This window comes from Enterobacter dykesii (genome assembly GCF_008364625.2).
GTDB lineage: Bacteria > Pseudomonadota > Gammaproteobacteria > Enterobacterales > Enterobacteriaceae > Enterobacter > Enterobacter dykesii.
This window is the reverse complement of sequence record NZ_CP126604.1, coordinates 4247227-4260007: the sequence shown is the minus strand read 5'-3', so window position 1 is coordinate 4260007 and position 12781 is coordinate 4247227. Positions and strand designations below refer to the sequence as shown.

Genomic DNA, 12781 nt, shown 5'->3' with positions numbered 1-12781 from the left:
TTAATCGTGAATTGCCGCGATTGTATACCTGAAATCAATAGTTTCCACCGATGACTGCGATTACTCCGGCACGATCCAACTGACGGTGGCGTGGCCTGTCCCCGCGGGCACCAGCGTTTTATGCAGCCACGGCAGCACGCTGTTCATCTGCGCTTCGAGCTTCCACGGCGGGTTGATCACAATCATCCCGGAGGCGGTCATGCCGCGCTGATCGCTGTCAGGTCGTACCGCCAGCTCGATCTGCAGGATTTTGCGGATGCCGGTCGCTTCCAGGTCTTTGATCATGCGTTTGATCTGCGCGCGCAGCACCACCGGATACCACAGGGCGTATGTCCCGGTGGCGAAGCGTTTGTAGCCTTCGTGGATGCCGGTTACCACCGCCTGATAGTCGGTTTTGATTTCGTACGGCGGGTCGATCAGCACCAGGCCGCGACGAGAAACCGGCGGCAGCTTGGCCTTCAGCTGCTGGTAACCGTCGGCTTTTTCCACGCGGGCGCGGCTGTCTTTCTGGAATTCAGAACGCAGCAGCGGGAAATCGCTCGGGTGCAGCTCGGTCAGCTGAATGCTGTCCTGCTCGCGCAGCAGCTGGCGGGCAATCAGCGGTGAGCCAGGGTAGTAGCGCAGCTGGCCGTTGCGGTTGAAGTGGTTCACCACGCCGATGTAAGGCTCCAGCTCGGCAGGCAGGTCGTCCTGCTGCCAGATGCGGGCAATCCCTTCCAGATATTCACCGGTACGCTCGGCATGCTCGCCGCTCAGCTGATAACGGCCCGCGCCCGCGTGCGTGTCCAGATAGAGAAACGGCTTCTCTTTCTCTTTGAGCGATTCAATGATCAGGCTCTGAACGGTGTGTTTAAGGACGTCGGCGTGGTTGCCTGCGTGAAAGCTGTGGCGATAACTGAGCATGGATGAATGTGTTCCAGGTAGTAAACGTAGGCCCGATAAGCGTAGCGCCATCGGGCAAAAATAGACCGTATCGCCACAGTATACAGAAAAGTTTCCACGGCCGCGAAAGCGCAACGTCCGGCATTGAAATCCTCTACACTTAACCCCATTCTAGATCTCATATGCACAGCGCCGGATGCGCGCTTCATTCACCTATTTCAACAGGACAGCGTTTATGACCAATCCATTACTGACGCCTTTTTCGTTGCCGCCGTTTTCTAAAATCCTCCCTGAGCATGTGGTTCCAGCCGTTACGCAATCGCTGGACAACTGCCGCGCGGCGGTAGAAAGCGTGGTAGCGCAGGGCGCGCCGTACACCTGGGAAAATCTGTGTCAGCCGCTGGCCGAAGTGGACGACGTGCTGGGGCGTATCTTCTCCCCGGTAAGCCACCTGAACTCGGTAAAAAACAGCCCGGAACTGCGCGAAGCCTACGAACAGACGCTGCCGCTGCTCTCTGAGTACAGCACCTGGGTCGGTCAGCACGAAGGGCTGTACAAAGCCTACCGCGACCTGCGCGACGGCGACCACTATGCCGAACTGAGCACGGCGCAGAAAAAATCGGTCGATAACGCCCTGCGTGATTTTGAGCTGTCCGGGATTGGCCTGCCAAAAGAGAAGCAGACCCGCTACGGTGAAATCGCCGCGCGTCTGTCCGAGCTGGGCAACCAGTACAGCAACAACGTGCTCGACGCCACCATGGGCTGGACGAAGCTGATTACCGACGAAGCTGAGCTGGCCGGTATGCCGGAAAGCGCGCTGGCGGCGGCAAAAGCCCAGGCTGAAGCGAAAGAGCAGGAAGGCTTCCTGTTGACGCTGGATATCCCGAGCTATCTGCCGGTGATGACCTACTGCGACAACCAGGCCCTGCGCGAAGAGATGTACCGCGCGTACAGCACCCGCGCCTCCGATCAGGGGCCGAATGCCGGTAAGTGGGACAACAGCCCTGTCATGGCGGAAATCCTCGCTCTGCGTCACGAGCTGGCGCAGCTGCTGGGCTTTGAAAACTACGCCGACAAATCTCTCGCCACCAAAATGGCGGAAAACCCGCAGCAGGTGCTCGACTTCCTGACGGATCTCGCGAAACGCGCCCGTCCTCAGGGTGAGAAAGAGCTGGCCCAGCTGCGCGCCTTCGCGAAAGCGGAGTTCGGCGTGGACGAGCTGCAGCCGTGGGATATCGCGTACTACAGCGAAAAACAGAAGCAGCACCTCTACAGCATCAGCGACGAGCAGCTGCGCCCGTACTTCCCGGAAAACAAAGCCGTTAACGGCCTGTTTGAAGTGGTGAAGCGCATCTACGGCATCACCGCCAAAGAGCGTACCGATATCGACGTCTGGCATCCGGACGTGCGCTTCTTCGAGCTGTATGACGAGAAAAATGAGCTGCGCGGCAGCTTCTATCTCGATCTCTACGCGCGTGAGAACAAGCGCGGCGGGGCGTGGATGGACGACTGCGTGGGCCAGATGCGTAAAGCCGACGGCTCTCTGCAGAAGCCGGTCGCCTACCTGACCTGTAACTTCAACCGTCCGGTAAGCGGCAAGCCGGCGCTGTTCACCCACGACGAAGTGATTACCCTGTTCCACGAGTTCGGTCATGGTCTGCACCATATGCTGACCCGCATCGAAACCGCAGGCGTGGCAGGCATCAGCGGCGTGCCGTGGGATGCGGTCGAGCTGCCGAGCCAGTTTATGGAAAACTGGTGCTGGGAGCCGGACGCGCTGGCGTTTATCTCCGGTCACTACGAGACCGGCGAACCGCTGCCGAAAGAGCTGCTGGATAAAATGCTGGCGGCGAAAAACTACCAGGCGGCGATGTTCATCCTGCGCCAGCTGGAGTTCGGCCTGTTCGATTTCCGCCTGCACGCCGAGTTTAGCCCGGAGCAGGGCGCGAAAATCCTTGAGACCCTGGCCGAGATTAAAAAGCAGGTTGCCGTTATTCCTGGGCCAACCTGGGGCCGCTTCCCGCACGCGTTCAGCCACATCTTCGCTGGCGGCTACGCGGCGGGCTACTACAGCTACCTGTGGGCCGACGTGCTGGCCGCGGATGCCTTCTCTCGCTTCGAAGAAGAGGGGATCTTCAACCGCGAAACCGGCCAGTCGTTCCTCGATAACATTCTGACCCGAGGCGGGTCTGAAGAGCCAATGGTGCTGTTCAAACGCTTCCGCGGCCGCGAGCCGCAGCTGGACGCGATGCTTGAGCATTACGGGATCAAAGGCTGATTGTTACGTGAAGATCTGCTTAGTAGATGAAACAGGCGCCGGAGACGGCGCCTTATCTGTTCTGGCCGCCCGCTGGGGGCTGGAGCATGATGACGAAAACCTGATGGCGCTGGTGATGACGCCGGAACATCTGGAGTTGCGTAAGCGCGACGAACCGAAGCTCGGCGGGATTTTCGTCGACTTTGTCGGCGGCGCGATGGCGCACCGGCGCAAGTTCGGCGGCGGTCGCGGCGAAGCGGTGGCCAAGGCGGTCGGCATCAAAGGGAGCTACCTCCCGGACGTGGTCGATGCCACGGCGGGGCTGGGGCGCGATGCGTTTGTGCTGGCGTCAGTCGGCTGTCGCGTGCGGATGCTGGAGCGTAATCCGGTTGTCGCTGCGCTGCTCGACGACGGGCTGGCGCGAGGCTATGCGGACCCGGAAATCGGCCCGTGGTTACAGGAAAGATTGCAGCTGATCCACGCCTCCAGCCTGACGGCATTGACGGATATCACCCCGCGCCCGCAGGTGGTCTATCTCGACCCGATGTTCCCGCATAAGCAGAAAAGCGCGCTGGTGAAGAAAGAGATGCGGGTGTTTCAGTCGCTGGTGGGGCCGGATTTGGATGCCGATGGCCTGCTGGAGCCGGCTCGTCAGCTGGCCACGAAGCGGGTGGTGGTAAAGCGCCCGGACTATGCGCCGCCGCTGGCGGACGTTGCGACCGCTAACGCAGTGGTCACGAAAGGGCACCGGTTTGATATTTATCCGGGTACGCCGGAATAAAAAAAGCCGGGTGGCGACTTCGCCTTACCCGGCCTACTTCCTCGAACTATCCCCTCTGCCTTTGGGAGAGGGTTAGGGTGAGGGGCGTTTAACGCACTTACTCGTCTTCTTCGTCACGCAGTGGAACAATCAGCATATCCACGTGAACGGTGTTAATCAGCTGGCGCGCTGAAGACATCAGCTTGCTCCAGAAGTCCTGATGGTGACCGCAAACCACCAGGTCCATATCGTATTTCTTGATCGCATCAACCAGCACCTGGCCCAGGTCGCCGCTGCCGCTCAGGGTTTCGGTAATCGGATAGCCCGCGTTGGTGGAGAGTTCGCTCAGGGCATGGTGAGTCTCTTCGGAAATGCGTTTCTGCATATCGCCAAGATTCACGTCGATCAGACCGGTGTAGAGGTCGGAGTAATTCACGTCAACGTGAATCAGCGAAACTTTCGCATTGTAGGGACGTGCCATGGATACCGCTTTATCAACCAGCACTTTGCTCTCCGGAGAGAGGTCAACCGCGATGAGAATGTGTTTGTAAGCCATAGTGTTACTCCTTCCTTAAGTTATCGATGACTAAGTGAGAATGCCGTCGTCTGATACTTTCATTACGGCCCAGTTAAACATATTTTTCAAGCTTTGGTGTTGATAACGATTAACCTTGTGGCAAAAAAATTAACGGATCTCCTACACTATTAAATGAGCCGTTCGGATATTAAAACGCGAACCGGATCGACTTCTGGTCATTCTTTCACTGAACTGTCTGTCAGGGCATTGGGGTGCGGTAGCTCAGGAGCCTTGCTTCGTGGGCGGACGCCGGGGAGGATGTATGATTAGCACCGTCGCATTGTTTTGGGCGTTATGCGTGGTTTGCATAGTGAATATGGCGCGCTACTTCTCATCGTTACGTGCGCTGTTAGTGGTACTTCGTGGTTGCGATCCGTTGCTTTATCAGTATGTGGACGGTGGAGGGTTCTTCACCTCGCATGGACAGCCCAGCAAGCAGATGCGTCTGGTGGGGTACATCTACTACCAGCGCTACCGCGATCATCACGATGAAGAGTTTATTCGTCGCTGCGAGCGCCTGCGTCGTCAGTTCATTTTGACCAGCGCCCTGTGCGGGCTGGTCGTGGTCAGTATGATTGCATTGATGATTTGGCACTGAGCGCCACAGCAGGCGGGGTCAGCCCCGCCTTCTTTCCTCTGGCTCACGGCTTAACCGAGAACCGGAGATCGGAGATATTGCTCTCAATCGAAATAACTTTCCCGCTATAGGTGATTTTGACTTCTCCGTTTGTATCAATACTGGCCGAAGTTATCGTGCCTGTACCTTCGATTACCGGATACTTCATCGCAAGCTGATGGATAATATCAGTGTCTTTCCCTGCAAGCGCCCCCGAGAGATAGTAACGGTAGATTGGTGGTACGGTTGCGCCACCCTGTTTGTTAACGGTCATATAGAGCCAGACGCTGTCCGATAATTTATAAACGCGCTGAAGTTCATCGTTGTTTCGCTGATTAGGCTGATGGTTTAGCCATACAAATCCAATGACCAGAATCAGAAGCGAAAGCGTCACAAGGGAGTGAATCCATTTAGTAGCCGTTTTGAATGGCATAGTCTATTCCGTCATGGGTGTTGTTTGGACTGAGAACATTCGCGAGGATAATAGTTATTTGTGTAGTAAAAATCTGAACAGATAGTGTTCAGATTGTCCTGATTACAGCAATGGGTTTAGTAAAAACAACAGCCATAAAAAAAGCGGGTCAGTTTACTGACCCGCTTTTTTGTCGTCTTCAACCGATTAAATCAGCTTCAGCGAAATCCAGTACAAACCGCCAGACAGCAGGATAGAGGCCGGAAGGGTGAATACCCAGGCCATCAGAATGTTGGTCACGGTTTTGCGCTGCAGACCGCCGCCGTCAACAATCATGGTACCTGCCACGGACGAGGAGAGTACGTGGGTGGTGGATACCGGCATACCGGTGTAGCTCGCCAGACCGATAGAAACCGCCGCCGTCATCTGCGCGGACATACCCTGAGCATAGGTCATGCCTTTCTTACCGATCTTCTCGCCGATGGTGGTCGCCACACGACGCCAGCCAATCATCGTACCGATACCCAGTGCCAGCGCGACGGCCATGATGATCCAGATTGGCGCGTACTCAATGGTGTTGAGCATATCGCTTTTCAGTTTCTTCAGCAGACGTTTGTCGTCACCATTCACCTCTGGCAGCTTCGCGACTTTATCGGTCACGTCAGAGATACAGAGCATGATACGACGCAGCTGACCACGCTGTTCTACAGCCAGTTTGTCGTAGCTTTCGATATCGCCCAGCATGCCTTTCGCACGTTCCAGCGCGTTAATCGCGTTTGCCGGATGGCAGTGGAATTCGCCAGGCGCGGTGGTTGCACCGGCTTCCGGAGAAGGGATCAACTGATCAACGCCGGTCGCTTTTTTCAGCAGATCGGGATGCTGCTGGAAATAGGTTTCAACGTTGTTGACCGCATCGCGGGTACGGGTGATTTCGTAACCCGAGGCGTTCATGTTCACCACGAAGCCTGCCGGTGCGACGCCGATCAGAACCAGCATCACCAGACCAATGCCTTTCTGCCCGTCGTTCGCGCCGTGAGAGAAGGCCACGCCGATAGCGGAAATGATCAGGGCGATACGCGTCCAGAACGGCGGCTTTTTCTTGCCGTCTTTCTTCTCACGCTCTGCTGGCGTCAGGTGGATACGCGCACGTTTTTTCGTGTTGCTCCAGTAGCGACGCAGGATAAAAATCAATCCACCCGCGACTACCAGGCCCACGATAGGGGAGATGATCAGAGAGCCGAAAATGCCCAATACTTTAGGCAGGTTCAGCGCATCAACAACCGATGTTCCGGTCATAAGGGCGTTGGTTAACCCGATACCGATAATCGCGCCGATGAGGGTGTGAGAACTGGATGCAGGCAGGCCAAAATACCAGGTACCGAGGTTCCAGATAATTGCAGCAAGCAGCATTGAGAACACCATAGCGAGGCCATGGCCAGAACTAACGTTAAGCAGCAGATCCGTTGGCAGCATATGCACAATGGCATACGCAACGCTCAGCCCGCCCAGGAGGACACCAAAGAAGTTAAATACCGCCGCCATAACAACCGCAAGCTGCGATCGCATTGCGCGAGTGTAGATAACCGTCGCTACTGCGTTTGCAGTGTCGTGGAAGCCGTTGATCGCTTCGTAAAACAGTACAAAAACCAGAGCAAGCAATAATAAAAGCCCGGTATGTAAATCCAGGCCGGCAAACAAATGTAGCATAGGACGTTACGCCATTTTGAGGACATGAACGCGGCGCATTATCCAGGACAAATGCGCGGCGGGCAAAGTGAAATATAGACTTTTTTTGACATACCACCTGATTTGAGAAATGCCTCATAAAGGATATTCTTTAAATTTCAATGGAATGCCTTTGTAATATCTTTTTACGCTGGTGTGACCACAGAGGAAACTTTACAATCCGCGGCAGTTAACAAAGAGGGTTTTGACGTGGAAAGGTTTGATGCCGTGGTAATTGGCGCCGGTGCGGCGGGTATGTTTTGTGCGGCAATGGCCGGACAGGCGGGTCGTCGCGTGCTGCTGCTGGATAACGGTAAAAAGCCCGGCCGTAAGATCCTGATGTCCGGCGGCGGACGCTGCAACTTTACTAATCTGTATGTTGAACCCGCGGCCTATTTGAGCCAAAACCGTCATTTTTGTAAATCTGCGCTGGCGCGCTACACCCAATGGGATTTTATCGATCTCGTGGGCAAGCACGGCATCGCGTGGCATGAAAAGACGCTGGGACAGCTGTTCTGCGACGACTCCGCACAGCAGATTGTCGATATGCTGGTGGCCGAGTGCGAGAAGGGCGGCGTCGTCATGCGCCTGCGAACGGAAGTGCTGGAGGTCGCCCGCGACGACCAGGGCTATACGCTGCAGCTGAACGGTGAAACCGTCAGCGCTGACAGCCTGGTGATCGCCAGCGGCGGTCTGTCGATGCCGGGGCTGGGCGCCTCCCCGTTCGGCTATAAGATTGCCGAACAGTTTGGCCTGAAAGTTTTGCCCACGCGCGCCGGGCTGGTGCCGTTTACGCTGCATAAACCGCTTCTCGAACAGCTTCAGACACTGTCCGGCGTGTCTGTTCCCTCGGTCATTACCGCCGAAGACGGGACGGTGTTCCGCGAAAATCTGCTCTTTACCCATCGCGGTCTTTCCGGCCCGGCGGTACTGCAAATCTCCAGCTACTGGCAGCCGGGGGAGTTTGTCACGGTGAATCTGCTCCCCGATTGCGATCTCGACGCGTTCCTTAACGAGCAGCGTACCGCGCACCCGAATCAAAGCCTGAAAAACACCCTGGCAATGCAGCTGCCAAAACGTCTGGTGGAATGTTTGCAGGCGCTGGGGCAGATCCCGGATGTGTCTCTCAAGCAGCTGAACAGCCGCGAGCAGGAGACGCTGGTAGAGACGCTGACAAACTGGCGCGTTCAGCCAAACGGCACCGAAGGCTACCGTACGGCAGAGGTTACGCTGGGCGGGGTCGACACGAATGAGCTCTCGTCCCGCACCATGGAAGCGCGTAACGTGCCGGGGCTCTACTTTATTGGCGAAGTGATGGACGTGACCGGCTGGCTCGGCGGCTACAACTTCCAGTGGGCATGGGCAAGTGCCTGGGCATGTGCTCAGGCGCTGGCAGAAGACAAGTGACATAAGCGCGCTGCCACTCGTCGCGGTTGGCTTTACGAGCTGACGGTGGTTGCGTCCGTCACGGCCAGAATATTGCTCGCGGCCACTGTCCCCATCCTGATATATGACGCTGCGGTAACGCCGCCAATATGCGGTGAAATAACCACGTTTTCTACGGACTGCCAGAGGTGCGGCGCGGTCAGCGGCTCGTGGGGAAAGCTGTCCAGCGCGGCGCTGTGCAGAGTGCCATCCCTGAGCGCCGCCAGTAACGACTCATCGTGGATCAGTCCACCGCGTGCCGTATTGACCATAATGGCGTTCCGCTTGCAGTGTGCGAGCGTTTCGCTATTGATCATCCCCCGATTCTCATTGGTCAGCGGACAGTGCAAAGAGATGACATCGGAACGGGAAAGAAGTCCGTTCAGCGTTTCTGCGCGTTCGCACAGGGCAGGCATGGACTTAGCATAGGGATCGTAAGCCAGCACCTTCATGCTGAAAGCGTGACCAATAGTCGCCACGCGCGAGCCGATAGCACCCAACCCAATTAACCCCAGCGTTAAGCCCTCGAGTTCAATGGATTTATGCGTCGCCTTATCCCAGTGCCCGTCCCGCAGCCGCTTGTCCAGAGGCACCACTGACTTTGCGCAGGCGAGGATCAGCGCCCAGGTATGTTCAGCCACTGCCGCCGCGTTTGCGCCTGGCGCAGCGCGTACGGCGATATTGCGCTCGGCCGCTGCCGTCTGGTCTATCACATCGATCCCGCTTCCGTGCTTGGAAATAACCTGCAGAGCCGGGGCAGCATCCATGACTTTCGCGGTGATCCGGCCGTAACGTACCAGAATCGCCACAGGATTGTGTCGTTCACACAGCGCGATCAGGTCATCTTCTGTGGGCTGGCGGCCCGCAAACACTACCTCAAAGCCCTGCAACATCACCATGGCCTGCTCCGCCAGGTCGCTTCCGGTAACCAGTACTACGTCTTTGCCCCCCATCACAGCGTCTCCCCGTCAGCTAACATACCTGCCTTACGAAGCGCGTCATCAAGCCAGTGTGGACGTAAATCGCCTTCACGGATGGCGGCAAGACGTCGGGTCTCCATCTCCAGCTTTCCTTTTGCCAGCGCGATAACCTCCTGAACCTCATCGCGCGGGATAACGACCACGCCGTCGATATCCGCGACAACCAGATCCCCGGCCTGAACCGTCGCCCCGGCGACTGAAATGGGATGATTAACCCGGCCAGAGATTAACTTTGTCGGGCCGCAGGGGTTCAGACCGGCAGAAAAGACAGGGTAGTGACCTTTGCTCAGGGTATCGGCGTCACGTACAGCGCCGTCAATAATGATGCCCGCAATACCGCTCGCCTGAGCCTGAGTGGCCATGATTTCGCCAAGCAGCGCGCAGCTCAGGTCGCCTTTGCCATCGACGACCAGGACATCGCCGGGCTGCGCAACCGCCATCGCGGCATGAATCGCCAGATTATCTCCCGGACGGACTTCCACGGTGACGGCCGGACCCGCAACGGACATATGTGGGGCCAGTGGTTTGATGCGGCCATGAAGCGTACCGCGGCGACCGGCCACGTCGGCCAGAATAGCTGCCTGATACTCGGCAGCCCGACGAACGTCCTCGGCAGAAACGCGCTCGAACTGGCGATTAATCGGTTTTTTTTCAGTAACGGACATAAATGCCTCCATATTGTTTTACTGAGTACAATGCAGGTGTACAGAACAAAACAACTATAGCGGTGTTGCTTTCCTTTTAGCCAGACCCGAGGTGGCGTTTGTGATGTAAACACGAAGTGACTCACAAAATTTGAGGTACACTCACTGCCGGGCTAACAAGGAGATAATGATGGGGAATGAAGGCGTTGTAGCGGTTGAAAAAGCGCTGGCTTTACTGGATTGCTTCCGTCCTGGGGATGAGAGCCTGACGCTGACCGCGCTGGCACAGCTGTCGGGTTATCACAAAACCACGGTTTACCGCTTGATGAATTCTCTTGAACGGATGAATTACGTCGTCAGGCATGAAGACGGCAATTATGCGCTTGGCCCACGTCTGCTTTACCTTGGCAAGCTGTATGAACAATCTTTCCATCTTTCCCGGGTGGTTCAGCCAGAGCTTCAGGCCTTATCTCTGGCGTCTCAGGAGAGTGCCAGCTGGTATGTGCTGGAGGGAGGGCAACGCCTTTGCCTGTTTCGCGCTGAAGCGTCGCACGGCCTGCGGCACAGCAATCTTCCCGGCAGCCAGTTCCCGCTCGATAATTCAGCCATCAGTAAGGTATTACGCCATTGGGGGCTCAATGAAAGCCTGCCGGAGGAAGACGCTGAACTTCCTTTCTACACGTCAGGCGCACGCGATCCCCACACCGCCGCGTTTGCGATGCCTGTCTTCGGCGTTCACGACAAGCTGGTAGCGGCGTTAGCCCTGACCGGCCCCATCTCACGGCTGACGGAAGATCGTCGTGAGCAGGAGATAGGCCAGTTGATGAAGGCGGCTGCAAGCCGTCTGTCGCAGAAAATGGGTGCCAGTAAGCCCTTCTGTCAGCAGTTCTTTGGTGAAACGAGCGACGCGGCGGAAGAAAATCTTTAAACGCAGGAGCGGGACATTTGTCCCGCTCCTGTCATCACTAATGCGTGACCTGTTTTTCGTGTAGCTGAGCGTTGCGAGCCTGCCGTCCTATGATGAGTACCGCGATACCCCCGGCCACGCACAGCACGGCCAGCGGAAGCATAGCCAGCGTGTAGCTACCCGTCCGCTCATTGATAATGCCGTACGCGTTTACCATCACTGCCCCGCCTATCAGGTTTGCAATGGCACCGATCGCGGCCAGTCCCGCCGCCGCTGAGGTACTGCTCATCCAACCGGACGCCAGCGCCCAGAAAGGCCCTTTCATTGAATAAGCGCCTATCAGCATAATGCTGAGGATGACGATCGTGGCAGACAGCGAGACGCTCGCAAAGGCGGCAAACACGCCGGCGGCAATCATGAACAGCGTCAGCGCTGTATGCCAGCGGCGTTCGTTGGTACGATCGGAGTTCCGTCCCCATACAATCATGAGAACCGATGCCAGACCGTAAGGAATAGCGTTAAGCAGACCTGTCTCAAGATTATCGAGATGGAAGGATTTCAGCAGTTGAGGAGACCAGACGCTGATGGTGGTGCCCGCGGACGATGCTCCGGCGTAAATCAGCGCCATCAGCCAGATTTGGCGATGCTTCAGCAACTGCCACGTGGTCTGATGTCCGATATTCTTTTGCTGATTGCGCTCGGTTTCCAGCGTGGTTTCCAGCCATTGTTTCTGTTCGCTGCTAAGCCAGTTCGCCTGATGAGGGCGATCCCGGAGAATAAACCAGGCCGCAATACCCAGCAGCACCGCCGGCAAGCCTTCAATAATGAACAGCAGGTGCCAGCCGCGAAGACCCAGCCAGCCATCCAGTGACAGTATCAATCCGGAAAGCGGGGAACCGATGAAGTTAGCGAGCGGGATGGCGACCATAAAGGACGCAATAATGCGTGCGCGGTAGCGGGACGGGATCCACCAGGTCAGATACAGCACGACGCCCGGGAAGAAGCCCGCCTCTGCAGCACCGAGAAGAAAACGGACGATATAGAGCGATGTGGTGTTCTGCACCAGGGACATACACATGGAGACGATGCCCCAGCTGATCATAATGCGCGGGATCCACAGCCGGGCGCCGACTTTCTGCATGGCCAGGTTGCTGGGTACCTCAAACAAAAAATAGGCCACGAAGTAAAGGCTGCTGGCGAAGCCAAACGCGGCTTTGCTGAGGCCAAGGTCCTCATTCATCTGCAGCGAAGCCATGCCGATATTCCCGCGATCGATAATGGAGACCAGGTAACTGACAATCAGAAACGGGAGAATACGCCAGATCACCTTTCGCATCGTCTCTCTTTCTATGTCCTCGGTGGCGGTAGCGCCGTTACGTAAATGTTCTGTCATTGTGTCCTCGCAGGGTTTGTTCTTTGTTTTATTAGGTACAACTCAGTTTTATTAAACAAAACCACTATAGCGACGGTGCGTTATTTTTATCCAGTTAATGGAAGGTTTAAATGATGTAAATAAGAGGTGACTCACAGATAGCGCGCTGCGGATACATCGCTTTTAGCTGCTAACCAGCCGCAAGCAGGACGCGCTGGCAGAGA

Annotated in this window: 12 protein-coding genes; 5 read left to right on the top strand and 7 right to left on the bottom strand. The window is 56.4% G+C overall.

Annotation, left to right across the window (positions count from 1 at the left end; genetic code table 11):
* Window positions 1-60: 60 nt before the first annotated feature.
* Window positions 61-903 (bottom strand): 23S rRNA (adenine(2030)-N(6))-methyltransferase RlmJ, encoded by an 843-nt coding sequence (locus F0320_RS20410; protein WP_126330582.1) that lies wholly within the window; start codon window positions 901-903, stop codon window positions 61-63.
* 214 nt (window positions 904-1117) lie between these two features.
* Between F0320_RS20410 and prlC the strand changes: the two genes are divergently transcribed.
* The gene (gene prlC / locus F0320_RS20405; RefSeq protein ID WP_047652936.1) at window positions 1118-3160 is read left to right on the top strand and encodes an oligopeptidase A; all 2043 of its coding nucleotides are present in this window, start codon (window positions 1118-1120) and stop codon (window positions 3158-3160) included.
* A gap of 7 nt (window positions 3161-3167) precedes the next feature.
* Window positions 3168-3920: a 16S rRNA (guanine(1516)-N(2))-methyltransferase RsmJ gene (gene rsmJ, locus F0320_RS20400; protein WP_126330584.1), complete on the top strand. Its 753-nt coding sequence runs from the start codon at window positions 3168-3170 to the stop codon at window positions 3918-3920.
* Window positions 3921-4017: 97 nt separating this feature from the next.
* On the opposite strand, the gene uspA is transcribed toward rsmJ, so the two are convergent.
* Complete coding sequence (uspA, locus tag F0320_RS20395; RefSeq protein ID WP_003861223.1) at window positions 4018-4455, bottom strand: universal stress protein UspA; 438 nt, start codon at window positions 4453-4455, stop codon at window positions 4018-4020.
* Window positions 4456-4738: 283 nt separating this feature from the next.
* Between uspA and uspB the strand changes: the two genes are divergently transcribed.
* Window positions 4739-5074 (top strand): universal stress protein UspB, encoded by a 336-nt coding sequence (gene uspB / locus F0320_RS20390; protein WP_003861224.1) that lies wholly within the window; start codon window positions 4739-4741, stop codon window positions 5072-5074.
* Between the two features lie 43 nt (window positions 5075-5117).
* Here the strand turns inward: uspB and F0320_RS20385 are convergent, their stop codons facing one another.
* Together F0320_RS20385 and pitA are read right to left on the bottom strand one after the other, a co-directional pair.
* A complete protein-coding gene (locus F0320_RS20385) occupies window positions 5118-5525 on the bottom strand; it encodes a hypothetical protein (protein ID WP_126330586.1) in 408 nt (135 codons plus the stop codon).
* Between the two features lie 186 nt (window positions 5526-5711).
* Window positions 5712-7211, bottom strand: a complete 1500-nt coding sequence (gene pitA / locus F0320_RS20380; protein ID WP_023309552.1) for an inorganic phosphate transporter PitA — start codon at window positions 7209-7211, stop codon at window positions 5712-5714.
* A gap of 228 nt (window positions 7212-7439) precedes the next feature.
* Between pitA and F0320_RS20375 the strand changes: the two genes are divergently transcribed.
* On the top strand, window positions 7440-8636 hold the full coding sequence (locus F0320_RS20375) for an NAD(P)/FAD-dependent oxidoreductase (protein WP_033147086.1): 1197 nt from the start codon (window positions 7440-7442) through the stop codon (window positions 8634-8636).
* 32 nt (window positions 8637-8668) lie between these two features.
* Here the strand turns inward: F0320_RS20375 and F0320_RS20370 are convergent, their stop codons facing one another.
* Entirely contained in the window at window positions 8669-9607 is a 939-nt protein-coding gene (locus F0320_RS20370) for an NAD(P)-dependent oxidoreductase (protein WP_126330686.1), read from the bottom strand.
* Window positions 9607-10299 carry an RraA family protein gene (locus F0320_RS20365; protein ID WP_126330588.1) on the bottom strand — a complete coding sequence of 231 codons (693 nt, stop codon included), beginning with the start codon at window positions 10297-10299 and terminating at the stop codon, window positions 9607-9609. Before F0320_RS20365 ends, F0320_RS20370 begins: the two co-directional genes overlap by 1 nt.
* Before the next feature lie 169 nt (window positions 10300-10468).
* Here F0320_RS20365 and F0320_RS20360 point away from each other — a divergent pair, with 169 nt between their 5' ends.
* Entirely contained in the window at window positions 10469-11206 is a 738-nt protein-coding gene (locus F0320_RS20360) for an IclR family transcriptional regulator (protein ID WP_047652930.1), read from the top strand.
* Between the two features lie 37 nt (window positions 11207-11243).
* On the opposite strand, the gene F0320_RS20355 is transcribed toward F0320_RS20360, so the two are convergent.
* Window positions 11244-12578, bottom strand: coding sequence for an MFS transporter (locus F0320_RS20355; protein ID WP_047652929.1), 1335 nt, complete (start codon window positions 12576-12578; stop codon window positions 11244-11246).
* Between the last annotated feature and the right edge of the window lie 203 nt (window positions 12579-12781).

Bases quoted from the DNA above. Each gene is read 5' to 3' on its own strand.
- F0320_RS20410 (WP_126330582.1), bottom strand. From the start codon at position 903: ATGCTCAGTTATCGCCACAGCTTTCACGCAGGCAACCACGCCGACGTC.
- prlC (WP_047652936.1), top strand. From the start codon at position 1,118: ATGACCAATCCATTACTGACGCCTTTTTCGTTGCCGCCGTTTTCTAAA.
- uspA (WP_003861223.1), bottom strand. From the start codon at position 4,455: ATGGCTTACAAACACATTCTCATCGCGGTTGACCTCTCTCCGGAGAGC.
- uspB (WP_003861224.1), top strand. From the start codon at position 4,739: ATGATTAGCACCGTCGCATTGTTTTGGGCGTTATGCGTGGTTTGCATA.
- F0320_RS20385 (WP_126330586.1), bottom strand. From the start codon at position 5,525: ATGCCATTCAAAACGGCTACTAAATGGATTCACTCCCTTGTGACGCTT.
- pitA (WP_023309552.1), bottom strand. From the start codon at position 7,211: ATGCTACATTTGTTTGCCGGCCTGGATTTACATACCGGGCTTTTATTA.
- F0320_RS20370 (WP_126330686.1), bottom strand. From the start codon at position 9,607: ATGGGGGGCAAAGACGTAGTACTGGTTACCGGAAGCGACCTGGCGGAG.
- F0320_RS20365 (WP_126330588.1), bottom strand. From the start codon at position 10,299: ATGTCCGTTACTGAAAAAAAACCGATTAATCGCCAGTTCGAGCGCGTT.
- F0320_RS20360 (WP_047652930.1), top strand. From the start codon at position 10,469: ATGGGGAATGAAGGCGTTGTAGCGGTTGAAAAAGCGCTGGCTTTACTG.
- F0320_RS20355 (WP_047652929.1), bottom strand. From the start codon at position 12,578: ATGACAGAACATTTACGTAACGGCGCTACCGCCACCGAGGACATAGAA.